Source organism: bacterium (assembly GCA_030704665.1).
Classification (GTDB): Bacteria; Patescibacteriota; Microgenomatia; order Woykebacterales; family RBG-16-39-9b; genus JAUYID01.
The window spans coordinates 698,537-715,356 of the sequence record JAUYID010000009.1; the positions used below are offsets into that span (position 1 = coordinate 698,537).

Genomic DNA, 16,820 nt, shown 5'->3' on the forward strand with positions numbered 1-16,820 from the left:
CTAGGCCACAAACCGTTTCAGCCCTTCCTCAATACCAATTTTGGGCTTAATAAGTAATTTCTCCATGAGAGCGGTGTCCACTATTTGATTACCTTTGTTTTTGTCCTCAATATACTCAAATTCAGGTTTTTTTCCAGTGATTTTGACCAAACTCTCTACGATTTCTTTTGGTGTTTTTGTCTCCGGTCCGCCGAGATTGATAGTGTGGCTACCCCCCAGTTCCAGACTTTTTTTGGTTGCTTCAACTAAATCGTCTATATAAATAGGATTAGCTTTGGGGTTTTCCCCACCATTGAAAAATTCCACTTTTCTTCCCGGCTCCATGTTGTTGAGAAGATGAAAAACTAAACCGTGGCGCATTCCGGCTCCGTAAGGATCGTTGTAGCGAAAAATCAAAGTTTCAAAATGGTTTGAATAAAAGCTAACAAGTTCTTCAGCGGCAACCTTACTTTCCGCATAAAGATTTTGTGGATTGAGCCGCTCACTTTCCTTGGCCAAGTCTTGCTTTGGACCGTAAACCGCTACTGAGGAAGCAAAAGCAAATTTTTTTAACCCAACATCTTTCCCGTACTCTAACAATTTTCTTGTCCCTTCAACGTTTATTTTTAAAAGCTCGGCTGGATTGGTTTGCTTACGTCCCACCAGAGCAGCTTGGTGAATGATGATATCCAAACTCTTGGGGAGTTTTTCTCTGTCCAGCTCTTCTGCCAGATCGTGTTCGAGGAAGTTTTCTCCTAACCCAAACTCTTTCCTGTGGACCAAAAGATAAAGTTCGTGATCGGCCAAAGCCTTGGCTAGACTACTGCCAACAAATCCTGAAGCTCCTGTAATTAAAATCTTTAGCTTTTTCATTTTATTTCCTTAAGTTTGGCGATAATTTTTTCTCTACTACCCTGTCTTGAAATAAGTAAAAGTTCTTCAGCAAATTCCTCTATATCTTCCTTCTCCGTAGAGTAAACCCGGGAAATTTTTTCATGCTCAGTGCCAACCTTCTTTTCATCGTCCTTGTAGAGTGTTTCTGTCAGTTTTTCCCCTGGGCGCAAGCCGACAAACTTGATTTCAATATCTTTTTCTGGTTCAAAACCAGCCAAGCGAATCACTTCTTTGGCTAAATCAACAATTTTTATTTTTTCGCCCATTTCTAGCATAAAGATTTCTCCGCCCTGAGAAGTAGCTGCTGCCTGAAGAACGAGTTGGGCTGCCTCCGGAATGGTCATAAAGTAGCGCTCGACTTTTGGATCGGTAACTGTCACCGGCCCACCAAGAGCAATTTGTTTGAGAAACAAAGGCACGACACTACCTCGACTGCCGAGAACATTACCGAAGCGGACGGCACAAAGTTTAGTTTTTTTGTTTCTTTTTTCTCGGTCAAGAGTGAGCAACTCACCAATTCTTTTGGTCAAACCCATGACATTCTCTGGGTAAACTGCCTTGTCCGTCGAAACGAAAACAAAACTTTGCCCCGGGTGCTCGTCATTGGCTCTAAGGATGTTTAATACACCACGAACGTTGGTCTCAACCGCAGCAGCCGGAAAGGCTTCCATCAAAGGAACGTGTTTGTAGGCGGCCGCGTGAAAAACGATTTCCGGTTTGTACTTTTCAAAAACTTCTTGAACTTCTGAAAAAACTCTGATATCTCCCATCACCGGCAAGACTTGCTCTTCCTTTCCCAAGGCAAGCAACTCCATGTGTAGGTCATAAAGTTCGCTCTCATTTTGATCGAAAAGAATTATTTTTTTGGGCTTGAAGTTGGCAATTTGTCGGACCATTTCTGAACCAATTGAACCCCCCGCACCAAAGATCAGAACCTTCTTGGCGTTGAGAAACTTCGAAATTTTTTCAAAACTTACTTTGACTGGTTCTCGGCCAAGAATGTCTTCTATCTTCACCTCTCGCACCGGACTGACTTTTCTTTTGCCGGTAATAATGTCATAAATTCCCGGCAAGATTTTGTAGTCTAAACCCACCTTTTCACAACCTTGGACGATCTTTCTGATTGTTTTTGCCGGAGCCGAAGGAATAGCAATCAAAATTTCTTCAACCGCCGGTTTTTCTGTTTTTGTTTTTTCCAAATAGTCCAAGCCACCCAAAACTTCCACACCCTCAACCAAGGCAGCAATTTTTTTCTTATCATCATCAAGAAAACCACCAACTTCGTAATTTTTCTCTTGATAACGTCTGATTTCTTCCAGAATCAATTTTCCGGCAACACCAGCACCGTAAATCAACACCTGCTTTTTTTTGACTTCTTTGGGAAGGTAAATTCTGTTTTGCACCATTTTTTATTTTAACTTGTCTTCCTTGAGACGAATTTTTTCAGTTGCTAAAGTAGCGATACGCAGGGCTTTGAGTGCTTCTTCCGGACTGGCGGCCAAACTTTTTCTTTCCGGATTTTTGATGCTCGCGACAAAATCTTCAAGCTCAGAGAGCAAGGGTTCTTTGGTTTTGACAGCAATTTTCTTGCTCTTACTCTCCCGAAATTTGCCAACGTAGTCCTCAAAGTCATCAAACTCAGTCGTGTAGCTAGTATCGAAAACGAACAGTTCTTGGCTGATAAGATTGGCCACCGCATAACCTTTGGTCCCGGTAACATTGAGTTTGCGAATCTTCACCGGGGTGATCCAGTTGACTTGGATATGACCAGTAATAGCTAGCCCTTGATTATTAATTGGATACTCAAGAAAAATATCCGCGTAATCTTCAAGCTTGCGTAGAATTGCTTTTCCTCCTGAGGCGTAAACACCTTCCGGACTAGAGTCGAGAAGAAAATTGAGCAGATCAATATCGTGCACTCCGATATCAAAGATAACGTTGGCGTCCTTGATCCGAGAGGGAATCGCATTGGCTCGGCGCGCCATGACTGAAACGATTGTCCCCAAACTTCCTTTGCCAATCAACTCTTTGAGTTTCAGAACAGCGGGATTGAACCTCTCAATGTGGCCAACGCTCAGGACCAAGCCCTTCTCTTTGGCTAGTTTGATCAAAGCCTTGGCCTCATCCACGTTGCTGGCGATTGGTTTTTCCACCAAAACGTTGCTTCCTGACTCCAAAGCTTCACTGGCAATTTTTAAATGAAGTTGGGTTGGAACACAAACACTGACCAAATCCGGTTTTTCGTTTTTGAAAAATTCTTTGTAGTCAGCGTAGTAGCGGGTAGAAAACTTCTTGGCTAGCTGCCGGCCAAGTTTTTTATCAAGATCAACAATCCCTACCAAAGCAACACCACCCATCTCCGCGTAATTGCGTACGTGGTGTCGGCCCATGTTGCCAATACCAATCACCCCTGCTTTGAGTTTTCCCGGCTGAAGCTCTCTAGTCATAATGAAAACCTAACTAATCTTTATTTCTTGGCCACCCTTTTGCAAAGATTGGTCAACGGACGCAAGCAATTTTACTACCAGCAAACCTTGTTCTGCTCCTGAAATCGGCTCTTCTCCACTTTGAATACAATCAAGAAAATGTTTGCAAACTCCCTCGAGCGCTTCCTTTGCTTCTGTTCTCGGAATCCAAACGTCGCCAGCGCGATAAATTGGGCTGAAAGGAGTTTCTGTGCTGCGCTTCAGTTTGACGCCATAGTCATACACTTTAATCTTCTCACTAGGGTGGATTTGGTCGTAGGCAACCATTTTTTTGTCTCCACTGATCAGCATCAAGCGCATTTTGACTGGTGAAAGCCAACTGACATTGATATGGACAAAGAGATCGTCTGGGTAGCGAACTGTCAGGTAAGCAATCGCTTCTTTGCTATCCCCCGGGTGTTTAAAGCCTTGGGCTGACAAGCTGATTGGTTTTTTGCCGATCAGATGATTAACAATTGAAAAGTCATGTGGTGCCAAATCCCAAACGACGTTGATATCTGATTGAAAGAGCCCCAAATTTATTCGAGTTGAGTCGATATAGTGCAGTTGCCCCAGCTCTCCACTATCAACCAATTCCTTGATTTTCTCTACCTGTGGACTAAACAAAAAAGTGTGGTCGACCATCAAAGTCAGCTTTTTTCTTTTGGCGATTTCGAGCAGCTCCTCGGCTTGAGCCACAGTCGCCGTCATTGGTTTCTCGACCAAGACATGTTTGCCTGCTTCTAAAGCTTCTTTGGCTAGTTGAAAGTGACTAGAAACCGGAGTGGCAATGACGATTGCCTCGATCTCCTTGTCGTTTAACAAGTCTTGATAATTTGTCGTCGTCCTAGCAATTGAAGGAAAATCTCCTTTGATTTTGGCAAGCCGGTCTTCTGACAAATCAGCTACTGTCTTTACCCGCACCCCCTCTTGTTTGTGGAAATTGCGAATCAGGTTTGGGCCCCAATACCCAAGACCAATAAAACCAAGAACAATTCTAGACATTCTTGATCACCCCAACAATTTTGTCCAAATCATTTTTGGTCAGGCCGGGATGAACTGGCAAAGAAAGAATAGTTTGGTGCAGCTTTTCAGCTTTGGCCAAATCTCTGTGTTTAGCCCCTGAATAAATTTTTTCCTGGCTCAAAAGTTTTGGATAGTAAATTCTTGCTCCAATTTCCTCAGCTAGCAATTTTTTTAACAACTGGTCGCGCTCCAAAGGGTAAGGTTTTTCAATCTTGATCGTATACTGGTGGTAGACGTGACGGCTAGCCTGCGGGACAAAAGGAGTAGTCAGACCAGAAATCTTCGAGAACTGTTTATCAAAATAGGCCGCATTTTCAATTCTCTTTTTGGTGAAGCCCTCTAGTTTTTTAAGCTGTTGTCTGCCAATAGCGGCCTCTATTTCCGTCATTCTGAAGTTAAAACCGAGGCTATCATGTTGGTACTGCGCGCTCATGCCTTGGTGACGGAAAATTTTGGCTTTTTCCATCAAAGCTTTGTCGCTCGTGGTAATCATTCCTCCTTCACCGGTAGTCATGTTCTTCGACGGATAAAAAGAAAAAGTTCCAGCGAGACCCCAACTACCCGCTTTTTTGTTTTTAATACTCGCTCCATGAGCTTGGGCCGCGTCCTCGATCACCAAAAGACCGTGCTTTTTGGCAAGAGCACCAATTCTTTCCATATCTGCCATCAGACCATAAATGTGAACTGGCATGATCGCGCGGGTCTTTTTTGTAATTGCTGACTCAATTTTGCTCGGGTCAAGGTTGAAAGTTTTTTCATCAATATCAACAAAAACTGGCTCAGCCCCGAGAAAAGAAATTGCGTTGGCGGTGGCAATAAAAGTAAAAGGAGTAGTAATCACCTGGTCACCTCTTTTAATACCTGCCGCAGCCAGGGCGACGATCAAAGCCGAAGTCCCGTTCTCGACTGCCACTGCGTATTTCGTCCCAGAGTAGCCTGCAAATTCTTCTTCGAAAGCTTTGACCTGCTCTCCTTGGACCAAATTGCCACTGCGAATTACTTTGACAACTGCCTCCTCTTCTTCTTTTCCTAGTTCGGGTTTGGAAATATTAATCATTTACTTTTTCTCCTTTTTTGTTAACTTTGCCAATCAGTCGAGCGGGGTTACCAACAACCAGACCGAAGTCGGGAACGCCCTTGGTGACGACCGAACCGGCCCCAATCATGGCCCACTTACCAATTTTTATACCCGGCAAAATCGTGGCGTTGGCGCCAATTGCGGCCCCGTCCTCAACGATAGTTTCCGAAACAGTCCAATCCGCACCTGATTTTAAAGTCAAATCCCCATTGACTGCTCGGGGGTGCTTGTCGTTGGTAAAACAAACGTGCGGTCCAATAAAGACTCCGTTGCCTATCTTGACTCCTTTGAAAACCGAGGAATCAACTTGCATTTTTACCTTATCCCCGATAGTAACGTCTTGATCAACGAAGACTCCTTTGTGAAGCAGACAATTTTTACCAATTTTCGCTCCTTCACGGATTTTGACAAAATTCCAGATCTCGGTTCCCTCACCGATTTCAGCGCTATCAGCGACCTCAGCCGTAGAATGAATTTTTGCTTTTTCAGCCGACATTGCCGACTCCTTTGTAAATAAAGCCGGCTTTTTTTACTTTTTCTTTATCAAAAAAAGCCCATGCATCAACAATGACTGGCTTGTTCAAAAGTGCTTTTGTTTCTGCTAGGTCAATTTCTTTATACACATCATGTTTCACCATCAACACCAAAACATCTACGCCTTTTAGGGTTTCCTCAAGTTTTCCTTGATAGTTCTGAACGAAAGGATCATGGATTTTTATCTCAGCAACGCGTCCTTGCAAACACTCGACCAAAGCTTCGGTAGGTGAGTTTCTAGTATCATCCGTATTGGCTTTGTAAGCAAAGCCGAGGAGAGCTACCTTGGCTTTTTTGGGATCTATTGTAGCTTGAGCTAAAGCTTCTTCGATCAAAACCGTCATGTTCTCCGGCATGTAGTCATTAATAGCCCGATTCAAGTTCACTAAATTTGCCACTAGCTCTTTTGCTCTTGACTCTCCGGGAGAAGCCTTAAGCTGCATGATTTTTAAATAAGGGTCTTTCGGCAGACAGTGGCCACCGACTCCTGGGCCGGGGTTTAAATAAGCGCCCCAGTAGCCAGGGATTTTCCGAATCAGCTTGATAATTTGGTTGGCATCAACACCGTAGCTTTGACACAGAAGAGCAAAGGCATTGGCCTGGGCAATCAAAGCGTCTCCGAAAGAGTTTTCTTCGGTTTTAGTTACCTCAGCTGTCAGAGGGTCAACTAAATCCAAATCCCCAGAAGTAATGTTTCGATAAAGCTCCGTCATTGCTTCCGCCGTTTTTGGGCTCGTCCCACCAACCACTCTTGGGTAAGTTTTTAGCTGAGCAAAAATGCGTGTTGGCATCAGCCGCTCTGGACAATGACCCACAAAAAAATCTACTTCTAGCTTCATTCCCGACTTTTCTTCAAGAGTAGGGATGACAATCTGCTTGGTTGTTCCCGGAGCAATCGTCGATTCAACAATGACCAGTGAACCCTTTTGTAAATTTTCACCTACCGAGGAAAGCGCGCTCCGTAAAGCTTTGTAAGCAGGTAAGTGATCGACCTCTTCAACTGGAGTTTCTACACAAACAATGACAACATCGGCCTCTTTGCTCACCGCGTAATCATCAGTCGCTAACAGTTTTTTGTTTTTGACAGTTTCTTCAACCAATTGACCGATACCTTCTTCGACTGTATCTAGAGGAGACACACCTTTATTGATGAGAGTGATCTTTTCTTTATTTAGATCAATGCCCTTTACGGCAAAACCAGCCTTGGCAAGCAAGCAAGCAACTGGTAGACCTACGTAACCAAGCCCGACCACGACTATTTTTGCTTCTTTGTTTTTTATCTTCTGTTTTAGCTTTTCCATTTTGGGGTTTTCAGAAACTGATTTTAACACAGGCAAACCTAGCAGACAAACTAACGCTTGCACAGAAAAATAAAGAGTGGTAGATTTATTACCATAAAACTTTTTTAGGGGGCCTTATGAAAAAACCTTCGACTTTTAATATCAGCTTACTTACTCTTACCCTTTTCGCTCTTTTTACCAAACCAGCCCATGCTTACTTGAATCCCGGTACTGGAAGCGTCCTCTTTCAGTTTATGATCATCGGTATCGCGGGTGGGCTTTTTACTGTCAAAACTTATTGGTCGAGTATTAAAACCTTTTTCTCAAGATTCACTCAGAAAAAAACTGCCACGAAAAATGGCAAAAAATAATCTTGCCGCCTCTTTTCGAGACCCAAGTGGTTTTCTTTTCAAAATTGACAATACCGTCTACCGACAAATAAATTCTTCTTACCGAGAGCACTTTGATTTTTTGCTAAAAAGCGGGCTCTATAAAAAATTAACCAGCGAAGGACTTTTAATTCCCCATCAAGAAGCCAACCTTTCTTTGAAACAAACCTCCCGGGCTTACAAAATTATTAAACCCACTCAAATTCCGTTCATCTCTTATCCTTACGAGTGGTGTTTTAGCCAGTTGAAGGACTCTGCTTTGGTAACTTTAAAAATTCAGAAAATCGCTTTGGAACACGGAATGACCCTCAAAGATGCCAGCGCCTTCAATATTCAGTTTTTTGAAGGCAAACCCGTGCTGATTGATACTCTTTCCTTCGAAAAATACAAAGAAGGTGAACCTTGGGTGGCTTACAAGCAGTTTTGCCAGCATTTTTTGGCTACCTTGGCGCTTATGGCTTATACAGATTTTCGACTCTCCTCTTTGTTCAAAAATTACATTGACGGAATTCCTCTAGACTTAACTGTTAAACTTCTTCCTTTTAAAGCAAGGCTACGTATTCCACTTTTTTTGCATCTTTTCATGCACGCCAAGAGCCAAATTAACTACGCCGACAAGCAAGTGAAAAAAGAAGAAATTAAGAAAAGTATTTCAAAAACTTCCCTCCTGGCTCTAATTGACAGTTTGGAAAGTGGGGTAAACCTACTAAAATGGAAGCCAGCAGGAACCGAGTGGGGCGACTACTACCCAGAAAACAACAATTATGTTTCTAGCGCACTAAAACAAAAAACGAATTTGGTGAAGGCTTTCTTAAACAGCCAAAAAACAAACTCTGTTTGGGATTTGGGAGGAAATACAGGCTTGTTTAGTAGACTTGCTTCTGATCAAAATATCCCCACCGTTTCTTTTGATATTGATCCGGATGCGATTGAAGTTAGTTATGAAACTCTTAAAAATAAAAAAGAGAAGTTCATTCTGCCTCTGCTGCTTGATCTAACTAATCCCAGTCCGGCTTTAGGCTGGGACAACCAGGAAAGGGACCCTATACTTTACCGAGCCAAGGTTGATACGATCTTCGCTCTAGCTATAATCCATCATCTGGCAATTTCGAACAATGTCTCTTTAGAAAATTTGGCTTCTCTATTCGCCAAACTTTGTAATAACTTGGTCGTTGAATTTATCCCCAAAGAAGATTCTCAAGTTCAAAAACTTCTGGCCACACGAGAAGACATTTTCCCCGACTATACCAAGGAAGGTTTTGAAAAAGCCTTTGCAAACTTTTTTCTGATTGAAAAGTGCGAACTTATCAAGGCTAGCAAAAGATTTTTGTATTTAATGAGAAAAAATGGCCAAAAAGAATAAAGTAACTGTAACTTTCTCAAAAGACTCTCTACTAAATTTCTTCAAAAAGCTGATCCAAGAACCGATCTATTTTTTCTTGTTTGCTCTCTATCCAACTTTATCGCTCTACTCGCAAAACATTTCCGAGCTTTTTCCGGAAAAGATTCTTCCTTCACTAATTTTCGTTCCCACTCTAAGTTTAGTAATTTTTTTCCTCCTCTCCAAGCTTTTCAAAAGCAAAGACAAGGCAGCTCTCCTGGTCCTCTTGGTGCTGGTTTTAGCTTTCAATTATGACTTAGTCAAAACCTCTTTGCCTGATTTCACTTTTAATATCTTTGGTCTTGCCCTTGGTGCAAACAAAACCCTGGTTCCTCTCTTTGGATTTATTCTTCTTTTTGGTAGCTATTTAATCATCAGAAAAGGTAGTGCCAAGCTGAGGCAACCTCTAAATTGGTTGGTCATTCTTCTCCTTGTCTTTCCTTTGTTCAAAATCTTTTCTTACGAAGTAGGAACGAAAAGGTTTTTTGGTTTAACAAAAAGAGAAGTGGTGATTGAAAGCACTGACAAGCTGACCCTACCAAAAGACCCACCAGATGTTTATTACTTCATTTTTGACCGCTACGCTAGCTTTCAAAACCTCAAGGAGTTCTACAACTATGACAACAAAGAATTAGCTGACTTTCTAACTGAGAAAGGTTTTTATCTCGCCAAGGCCAGTCGCGACAATTATCCAGCTACCTTCCTGTCTGTTTCAAGCTCTTTAAACTTAAATTACATCACTTCTCTGGTCAAGGCTTTGCCCAAAGATTCAAATGACCAGACTTTAGTTTATCCTCTCATGGCCAACTACAAAGTCGAAAAAGATTTGAGAGCCCTTGGTTATAAATATTTTCATGTGGGCAGCTGGTGGAATCCGACCCGGGCCAACAAAAACGCCGACAAAAACTATGTCTTTCGATTGTCCAATTTTGTCAATCTGGACGAGTTTTCTTCCAAACTTTTGGAAACAACCATTTTTTCACCAATCATCCAAAAACTAAATCGTTTCGATCTTGATGAACCCTACGGAAACTTTGATCACAGAAACAGAATTCTTTTTGGTCTGCAAAGTCTGAAAAAAATTCCCCAAGAGAGGGGAGGCCCAAAATTCGTTTTTGGTCATATACTTCTTCCACACGCTCCTTATGTTCTCGACCAAAACTGCAAACCAATCAGACCGGAACAGACAAAAAAACACTCTCCGGTAGTAAATTATCTCAACCACATCAAGTGTGCCAATTCAAATATCAAAGAAATTGTGAACAATATCCTGGCACAGTCGAAAAACTCGATCATCGTCATCCAGGCTGATGAGGGTCCAACCCCAATTTTGAACAAGGTCAGTCAGCGCTGGGACAAATCAAGCTTGAAGTCCCTGAAAGAAAAAACCGGAATTCTCAATGCCTACTATTTCCCTGACCAGAATTACAAAAACCTCTACCAGACGATTACCCCGGTCAACACTTTCCGGCTGGTTTTCAATCAGTACTTTGGGGCCAATTTTAAAAAATTGGAAGACAAAATTTTCATTTTCGAAAACCCTACCGGAGCTCCGTACAAACTCCACGATCGAACCAAAGAAATTTTTAAATAGTTTCCATGTTTAAATTTACAAACTCAAAAAAACTTCCTTTATGGGTAAAAAACTCTTATCCGATTGCGCAGCTTTTTTTCTTTTCTATTTCCCCAATACTTTATTTGTTTTCAAACAACACTGATCAGGCAACTGTAAAAGAACTTGTTTTCCCAATCATTTTGTCCCTTTCTTTTTCGCTTCTTCTTTTTAGAGCCGCTCTTTACACTTTGGGGAAAATCAAAGCCGCTCTTTTTGTTAGCCTCTTCAACATTCTCTTTTTTTCCTATGGGCACCTAAAAACCTCGCTTGGTGAGATAAGACTAACCCTAAATTTTTCGAAAGATGAAATACTTTTACCTATTTTTGTCCTCACTTTGCTCTCTGCTTTCTTTTTTCTCTGGAAAAGTAAAAAAGCGCTCGCCCCTTTGGCAAAGCTGATCAGCAATCTCGGTTTACTTCTTATCATCTTTGCACTTTTCAATACCTTTTCTACCTCTCTAAAAAACGGTTTTCCAAAGTGGGAGGAGAAAGAACCAACCAGTGCCTCAGAACTAAAAACAAGAGTTTCAAACCAACCGGATATTTATTACCTAATTCTTGATGGTTATGCCAATGAAAAAATCCTAAAAAGTGGTTATAAATTCGATAACGCGAGTTTTTTGGATTCTTTGAGCAATAGAGGTTTTTATATTGCTCATGATAGCCGAAGCAATTACCCACTCACTTTGCTGTCGCTGTCAAGCTCGATGAATATGAATTATCTGGACTTTATTGATGATAAAAATCTCACTGATCAGGAAAAAAGGCGTAAAGCTTACTTGGGAATAAGAAACGGAGAACTGCCAAAATTCTTGAAAGCAATGGGCTACACTTTTCTAGACATCGGTACTGGCTGGGTCGGTACCGACCACAACCAGTATGCCCACGAAGTTATCAAATATCCGCAAAGAACTGAGTTTATCAAGCTTCTTTTCAGTACCAGTGCTCTTACTTTGATAGAGCGTTACCAAAACGATGCGGCCAAATCGATTCTCTATGCCTTTGACCAAATCGAAAAGATTTCGAAAAGAAAGGAGAGTACTTTTACTTTTGCTCATATTATTTCTCCGCACCCACCTTATCTTTTTGACGAAGCAGGAAACATCCTCGCGCAACCAGAAAAAGACATTGGTGTTTTCAAACTTTGGAAGCAAAAGGACAGTTATATCAGTCAGTTAAAGTTTATCAACAAAAAAGTTCTGAGCCTGGTTGAGCAGATTTTGAAGAATTCCCCTCAACCTCCACTCATTGTCATTCAGTCCGATCACGGACCCACAACCATGGATCAATTTTTTCTGCCCCTAGAAAGCTTGACTGAAGAACAAACAAACGAGCGCTTTGGAATTTTGAACGCTTATTACTTACCCGCCGGCGGCCAAAGGCAGCTGACCCAAACCATAAGTCCGGTCAATTCATTCCGAAAAATATTGAATTTTTATTTTGGTGGCAACTTCAAAACTTTAGAAGACAAACATTACTTTACCGGCTACAGTGATTTTCAAGAAGCAGTCAAGTTTGATTGAAGTTATTTGACCGTCACACTTTTGGCGAGGTTGCGGGGTTTGTCGGGATCTTTGACTCCTTTGGCGAGTGCAAGATAATACCCAAGAAGGTGAGAAATAGTGATCTGGGCCAGGATCGTCGCTTCACCGATATCCTCCGTGGGTAGGAAAATATCAAAGACCTGGTTGTTTTTCGGGCCAATACCGACGATGAAGCCTCCACGTGCTTTGACCTCTGCTGCATTGGAAACTATTTCTTCGTAAGTTTCATCGTTGGGCGCAAAGACTAGCAAAGGTGTGCCTTTGTCGATCAGAGCAATGACCCCGTGTTTGAGCTCTCCTCCAGGGAAAGCTTCAGCGTGGGTGTAGCTTCCTTCTTTAATCTTCAGAGTCGCCTCAAGAGCAACTGCGTAAGACAAACCTCTTCCAATGATATAAATGTGGTCTTGCTTTTTGAGCGTTTCTGCAAGGTCCTTCACCTTTTTAATATAACTTGGAGCGAGAATCTCTTTGACATTTTTGGCCGCTTTTTTGAGTAGCTCCTGCCCTTGCTTTTGTTTTTTTGCCAGACTGTAAGCGGTCAAAAGCAAAACCGCAATCATGGCAGTGAAGCTTTTAGTCGCCACGACTGCTTTTTCAGGACCAGACTCGAGCAGAACTTTGAAATCGGCCATCCGGTAAAGAGTTGAACCCAAAACGTTGACGATCGCGGCAATTTTCGCGCCTTTTTGCTTTTTCGCCTTGGTGATTGGCTCGATGACATCGATTGACTCTCCTGATTGGGAAATCGGAATCACCAAAGTTTTTTCGCGCACAAAATCCTCAAGATATTTAAATTCTGAGCCAATTGAAAAATTAACGTGTTTTTTGGCGATTTTGGAAAAAAGATAAGTCGCCCCAACGGCTGAGTAAGAAGCTGATCCGCAAGCAATCAGAAAAGTTCCAAAAGCCCCCTCAATCAGCTCCGCCAGTTTTTTGGTCTGCGCTAAACTGTTCAAGGCAACCCGCTCAATTACGGCCGCTTCCTCGTGAATTTCTTTGATAAAGAAGTGCTCATAGTTTCCCTTTTCCGCTTCCTCAAATCTCCACGTCAGGGTGGTAAACTCAGGCTCTACCTCTTGACCTTCGGGTAGCTCGAGAAGTTTTAATTCTTCGCCAAGAATGACTAGCTGACCATCCTCCAAAAAAAGGACTTTCTTGGTGTGCTTCAAAATTCCTGCTGCATCGGAAGCGAGATAATAGCCATCTTCTCCAACCCCAACTACCAGAGGGGAACCATTTTTGCCAGCAATGATTTCTTTCGAGGCCGCATTGGCAACGACAATCGCGTTCATTCCCTCAAGGCGATTGAAGCTGTCACGTACGGCCGAAGCAAAGCCTTTCTTTTTGAGATTTTCCTCAATCAAATGAACTGCAACTTCTGTGTCAGTTTCCGAAATAAACTTGTGTCCTTGTTTCAGAAGCTCTTCTTTTATTTCCAAGAAATTTTCGATAATACCGTTGTGTATCAAAGCCAGCTCTCGACTACAGTCAAAGTGGGGATGGGCGTTTTCAGCAGTAACTCCTCCGTGAGTCGCCCAGCGGGTGTGTCCTATACCCAAATTACTTTCCGGCAAGATCGTTTCGGCTTGACCAATCTTGCCAACATGCTTTTCCAAAGTGATTTTCTTACCGGTCTTGACCGCGATTCCCCAAGAGTCGTAACCACGATATTCAAGTTGTTTCAACCCTTCGAGAACAATTTGAGCTACGTCATTTCTTTTTCCGACGTAACCAAAAATTCCGCACATTTTTAGATTATCTCCATGATGGCTGAGGCTATTTTTTCGGTATCATGACGGATTAAACTTCGTTTTAGGCTGTCCCCAGCTGTTTTTTGCACTGGAGAACTAGCTAGCAAGTCTGTGCGGATTATTTTGTAACCGTCATCTTCTAGATCGTCTTTGACGGGCTCGTCCCCTTCCTGCTTGTAACGCTGCAAAATTTCCTCTGGCAACTCTTGATTGTTAATGAGAACAAAATCCAGGCAAGGTTTGTCTAAATAGCGTTCGATCTCGGCAACAAATTTTGTTGCGGTCCAACCAAAAGTTTGTCCATACTTCGTCATCAAGTTCATCACAAAAATTTTCTTGGCACTAGAACCACAAATTGCCTCTGCTGCCCCTGCCACTAGAAGGTTGGGAATCAAACTAGTAAAAATGTCTCCTGGACCAAGAATGATCGCGTCAGCTTGCTCTATTGCTTCTGCAGTCGGTGGAAAAACTTTGGCCAGCGGATCAAGGCTCAGTTGTTTGATCGCAATTTTTCCATCGTGCTCCGGCTCATCAATTTTACCTTCTCCGCGAACAACAGAACCGTCTTCATATTCTGCCACCAAAGTGGCGTGATCAGTAGTCACGGGCAAAACTTTTCCTTTGACATTGAGAATTTGGCTGGCAACAGCAACTGCTTGATCCATCCCACCACTAACTTCAGCCAAGGCCGTTAAAAATAGGTTGCCGAAAGAATGTCCCTCCAAGCCTTCTCCCTTTGAGTAGCGGTAGTTGAAAAGCTCTCGCAGAACTGAGGTGTCTTTACTGAGGGCAACTAGAGCTTGGCGTAGATCCCCCGCCGGAAGCTGCCCAAACTCGTCACGCAGCCTTCCTGAGGAGCCACCTGAATCCATCATTGTCACCACGGCAACCAGTTCCGAGGTGTATTTTTTCAGCCCCGTCAAAACCGGAAATGTCCCAGTCCCACCGCCAATGACAACAAGCTTTTTGTCCATGATTGAAAAAGAGTATAGTACGAGCTCTGCCTGATATCAACTTGACGGCTCTGCGTTCAGCTTTTTTTGGAAATGATCAATAGTTTTTTGCAAGCCCTCTACTAGGCTGGTTTGTGCTTCCCAACCAAGAACTTTCTTGATCATCTCGACACTAGCGTAAGTTTCCTGAGCATCCCCTGCTCTCGGGCCAAGATCAGTGATCGGTACTGAATGCCCGACTAAACTAAAGATTTGCTTGACGAGGTCAATCACTTTTTCGCCACTGCCGGTACCAACATTGAGAGTGTTCATTCCTTCCAGCTCCAAAGCCCGAACGTGAGCGACTGCCAAATCCTCGACGTAAATAAAGTCCCGAACTTGCTCTCCTTTCCAGTATAAAGGAATTGGCTCATTTTTAATGGTTTTAACAACAAAATTCGGAATGGCGTGTGTCTCCGGCTCGTGATTCTCCCCTGGTCCATAAGGATTGAAATAGCGCAGCAAGGTAGCCTCAAAACCCCAATTGTGGTGGTAGGCTGCGATCATCTGCTCCATCGCTACCTTCGTCGCGCCGTAAGGATTGGTCGAAAGGCCAATTGGATCGGTTTCTTTGATTGGTAAGTTTTTGATTTCCCCGTAAACGGTGGCTGAAGAAGAAAAAATTATTTTTGTCACTCTTGCTTGCCGCATCACTTCCAGCAATTTCACGGTCTTAACGATGTTGTTTTCCGTATACTCAACCGCCCGCTCAACTGATTCGGGAACAACGATGTAATTCGCCAAATGAATAACTGCTTCTTGCCCAGAAAGAACTGCGCTCATTTTTTCGCTGTCCGCAATATCAGCTTCAACAAATTTCGCTTTTGGATTTATTCCTTCTGGAAAGCTCCGGGAAAGATTGTCAACAATTGTAACTTCGTGACCAGCTTCAATTAGCTTGTCGGCAACATGTCTACCTATAAATCCGGCGCCCCCGGTCACGACTACTTTCATTTAGTGACTCCACTTCCTTTCAAGAGTTCTTCAACTTTAAAACCTTTATCCAGCTTTGCGCTTATGCTCCGCATAATCTTAAATCCGGCTCCTACAGTTACTAAAAACCTCAACGAGGAATCCTCCTTTTCTAATTAATAAAACCCTAACCCCTAACCCCTAACCCCTAACCCCTAACCCCTAACCCCTTCAATTTTAACCTTCGGTCGCGCAGTTTAAAGGCGGTCCAAACAAACTCTATTATATCCCCTGGGCCAATTTTGGTATGCCCTATCTTTCTTTCGACAAACTCCACCGGAACTTCTTTGATCTTTCCGCCTCCCACAAAAGCTTCAAAAAGTAAGCTCATTTGAAAAGAATAGCCTTTGACGTGAAGCTTGGTGAGATCGATTTTTTTGAGCAACTCAACTCTGATTGCGCGGAAACCGGCCGTACAATCCGCCACGTCATCGATGCCAGCGATATAACGGGCAAAACGGTTGCCCCAACGGCTGTTGGCTTTTCGTAACAAACTCCAACCCTCTGGTATCTTACCTCCGGGGACGTAACGACTACCAATGACAAAGTCAGCCCCAGAATCAATTTCAGCAATCAGTCGCGGTAAATCCTCTGGCTTGTGGGAAAGATCGGCATCCATCTCGACGACGATCTCTGCCTCTAACTTTTCCATTGCGTAGCGCATTCCGCGAATATAGGCTGCTCCAAGGCCTTGTTTTTCACCGCTAACCAAATGAAGGTTTTTGTGAGTTTTAATTAGTTCGCCGACTGCCTGCGCTGTTCCATCCGGAGAGTTGTCGTCAACCACCAGTATTTGCAGGTCGTGATTAATTCTATTTCTTTGCTCCGCGAGCAATGGAATAAGTTTTTGGATGTTTTCGCGCTCACGGTAAGTGGGGATGATGACAACAATTTTCACTAAAATAGGATATCTTTAAAAA

At 42.9% G+C, this 16,820-nt stretch carries 15 protein-coding genes; 4 read left to right on the plus strand and 11 right to left on the minus strand.

Translation table 11 applies throughout. The features are described 5' to 3' along the window. The 7 genes from Q8P13_04115 to Q8P13_04145 are packed head-to-tail and all read right to left on the minus strand — an operon-like array spanning position 1 to position 7,277. Complete coding sequence (locus tag Q8P13_04115) at positions 1-852, minus strand: NAD(P)-dependent oxidoreductase (GenBank protein MDP2671610.1); 852 nt, start codon at positions 850-852, stop codon at positions 1-3. Then, the gene (locus Q8P13_04120) at positions 849-2,279 is read right to left on the minus strand and encodes a nucleoside-diphosphate sugar epimerase/dehydratase (GenBank protein ID MDP2671611.1); all 1,431 of its coding nucleotides are present in this window, start codon (positions 2,277-2,279) and stop codon (positions 849-851) included. Before Q8P13_04120 ends, Q8P13_04115 begins: the two co-directional genes overlap by 4 nt. Positions 2,280-2,282: 3 nt before the next feature. After that, positions 2,283-3,320, minus strand: coding sequence for a Gfo/Idh/MocA family oxidoreductase (locus tag Q8P13_04125; GenBank protein ID MDP2671612.1), 1,038 nt, complete (start codon positions 3,318-3,320; stop codon positions 2,283-2,285). 9 nt (positions 3,321-3,329) lie between these two features. Then, a complete protein-coding gene (locus Q8P13_04130) occupies positions 3,330-4,343 on the minus strand; it encodes a Gfo/Idh/MocA family oxidoreductase (protein ID MDP2671613.1) in 1,014 nt (337 codons plus the stop codon). Next, positions 4,336-5,421: a DegT/DnrJ/EryC1/StrS family aminotransferase gene (locus Q8P13_04135; GenBank protein ID MDP2671614.1), complete on the minus strand. Its 1,086-nt coding sequence runs from the start codon at positions 5,419-5,421 to the stop codon at positions 4,336-4,338. The genes Q8P13_04130 and Q8P13_04135 overlap by 8 nt, the downstream gene beginning before the upstream one ends. Next, on the minus strand, positions 5,414-5,938 hold the full coding sequence (locus Q8P13_04140; protein MDP2671615.1) for an acyltransferase: 525 nt from the start codon (positions 5,936-5,938) through the stop codon (positions 5,414-5,416). The genes Q8P13_04135 and Q8P13_04140 overlap by 8 nt, the downstream gene beginning before the upstream one ends. After that, positions 5,928-7,277 carry a nucleotide sugar dehydrogenase gene (locus tag Q8P13_04145; protein ID MDP2671616.1) on the minus strand — a complete coding sequence of 450 codons (1,350 nt, stop codon included), beginning with the start codon at positions 7,275-7,277 and terminating at the stop codon, positions 5,928-5,930. The genes Q8P13_04140 and Q8P13_04145 overlap by 11 nt, the downstream gene beginning before the upstream one ends. A gap of 116 nt (positions 7,278-7,393) precedes the next feature. Here Q8P13_04145 and Q8P13_04150 point away from each other — a divergent pair, with 116 nt between their 5' ends. From Q8P13_04150 to Q8P13_04165, 4 genes are read left to right on the plus strand one after another with little or no spacing between them, the layout of a single operon-like run. Further along, the gene (locus Q8P13_04150) at positions 7,394-7,627 is read left to right on the plus strand and encodes a hypothetical protein (protein MDP2671617.1); all 234 of its coding nucleotides are present in this window, start codon (positions 7,394-7,396) and stop codon (positions 7,625-7,627) included. Further along, positions 7,614-9,008, plus strand: coding sequence for an SAM-dependent methyltransferase (locus tag Q8P13_04155; protein MDP2671618.1), 1,395 nt, complete (start codon positions 7,614-7,616; stop codon positions 9,006-9,008). Before Q8P13_04150 ends, Q8P13_04155 begins: the two co-directional genes overlap by 14 nt. Continuing rightward, complete coding sequence (locus Q8P13_04160; protein ID MDP2671619.1) at positions 8,992-10,620, plus strand: sulfatase-like hydrolase/transferase; 1,629 nt, start codon at positions 8,992-8,994, stop codon at positions 10,618-10,620. The genes Q8P13_04155 and Q8P13_04160 overlap by 17 nt, the downstream gene beginning before the upstream one ends. 5 nt (positions 10,621-10,625) lie before the next feature. After that, entirely contained in the window at positions 10,626-12,164 is a 1,539-nt protein-coding gene (locus tag Q8P13_04165) for a hypothetical protein (GenBank protein ID MDP2671620.1), read from the plus strand. A gap of 2 nt (positions 12,165-12,166) precedes the next feature. Here Q8P13_04165 and glmS read toward each other — a convergent pair whose 3' ends face one another. The 4 genes from glmS to Q8P13_04185 all read right to left on the minus strand — a co-directional run bounded on the left by glmS (position 12,167) and on the right by Q8P13_04185 (position 16,798). Continuing rightward, positions 12,167-13,933, minus strand: a complete 1,767-nt coding sequence (gene glmS / locus Q8P13_04170) for a glutamine--fructose-6-phosphate transaminase (isomerizing) (GenBank protein MDP2671621.1) — start codon at positions 13,931-13,933, stop codon at positions 12,167-12,169. Between the two features lie 2 nt (positions 13,934-13,935). Then, positions 13,936-14,910, minus strand: coding sequence for a YvcK family protein (locus Q8P13_04175; GenBank protein MDP2671622.1), 975 nt, complete (start codon positions 14,908-14,910; stop codon positions 13,936-13,938). A gap of 36 nt (positions 14,911-14,946) precedes the next feature. Next, positions 14,947-15,882, minus strand: a complete 936-nt coding sequence (locus Q8P13_04180) for an SDR family NAD(P)-dependent oxidoreductase (GenBank protein MDP2671623.1) — start codon at positions 15,880-15,882, stop codon at positions 14,947-14,949. A 166-nt stretch (positions 15,883-16,048) separates the two neighbouring features. Next, entirely contained in the window at positions 16,049-16,798 is a 750-nt protein-coding gene (locus Q8P13_04185; protein MDP2671624.1) for a polyprenol monophosphomannose synthase, read from the minus strand. Positions 16,799-16,820 lie beyond the last annotated feature (22 nt).

What these genes read in the sequence shown, in the direction of transcription:
- Q8P13_04115 (MDP2671610.1), bottom strand. Translation starts at nt 852, where the DNA reads ATGAAAAAGCTAAAGATTTTAATTACAGGAGCTTCAGGATTTGTTGGC.
- Q8P13_04120 (MDP2671611.1), bottom strand. Translation starts at nt 2,279, where the DNA reads ATGGTGCAAAACAGAATTTACCTTCCCAAAGAAGTCAAAAAAAAGCAG.
- Q8P13_04125 (MDP2671612.1), bottom strand. Translation starts at nt 3,320, where the DNA reads ATGACTAGAGAGCTTCAGCCGGGAAAACTCAAAGCAGGGGTGATTGGT.
- Q8P13_04130 (MDP2671613.1), bottom strand. Translation starts at nt 4,343, where the DNA reads ATGTCTAGAATTGTTCTTGGTTTTATTGGTCTTGGGTATTGGGGCCCA.
- Q8P13_04135 (MDP2671614.1), bottom strand. Translation starts at nt 5,421, where the DNA reads ATGATTAATATTTCCAAACCCGAACTAGGAAAAGAAGAAGAGGAGGCA.
- Q8P13_04140 (MDP2671615.1), bottom strand. Translation starts at nt 5,938, where the DNA reads ATGTCGGCTGAAAAAGCAAAAATTCATTCTACGGCTGAGGTCGCTGAT.
- Q8P13_04145 (MDP2671616.1), bottom strand. Translation starts at nt 7,277, where the DNA reads ATGGAAAAGCTAAAACAGAAGATAAAAAACAAAGAAGCAAAAATAGTC.
- Q8P13_04150 (MDP2671617.1), top strand. Translation starts at nt 7,394, where the DNA reads ATGAAAAAACCTTCGACTTTTAATATCAGCTTACTTACTCTTACCCTT.
- Q8P13_04155 (MDP2671618.1), top strand. Translation starts at nt 7,614, where the DNA reads ATGGCAAAAAATAATCTTGCCGCCTCTTTTCGAGACCCAAGTGGTTTT.
- Q8P13_04160 (MDP2671619.1), top strand. Translation starts at nt 8,992, where the DNA reads ATGGCCAAAAAGAATAAAGTAACTGTAACTTTCTCAAAAGACTCTCTA.
- Q8P13_04165 (MDP2671620.1), top strand. Translation starts at nt 10,626, where the DNA reads ATGTTTAAATTTACAAACTCAAAAAAACTTCCTTTATGGGTAAAAAAC.
- glmS (MDP2671621.1), bottom strand. Translation starts at nt 13,933, where the DNA reads ATGTGCGGAATTTTTGGTTACGTCGGAAAAAGAAATGACGTAGCTCAA.
- Q8P13_04175 (MDP2671622.1), bottom strand. Translation starts at nt 14,910, where the DNA reads ATGGACAAAAAGCTTGTTGTCATTGGCGGTGGGACTGGGACATTTCCG.
- Q8P13_04180 (MDP2671623.1), bottom strand. Translation starts at nt 15,882, where the DNA reads ATGAAAGTAGTCGTGACCGGGGGCGCCGGATTTATAGGTAGACATGTT.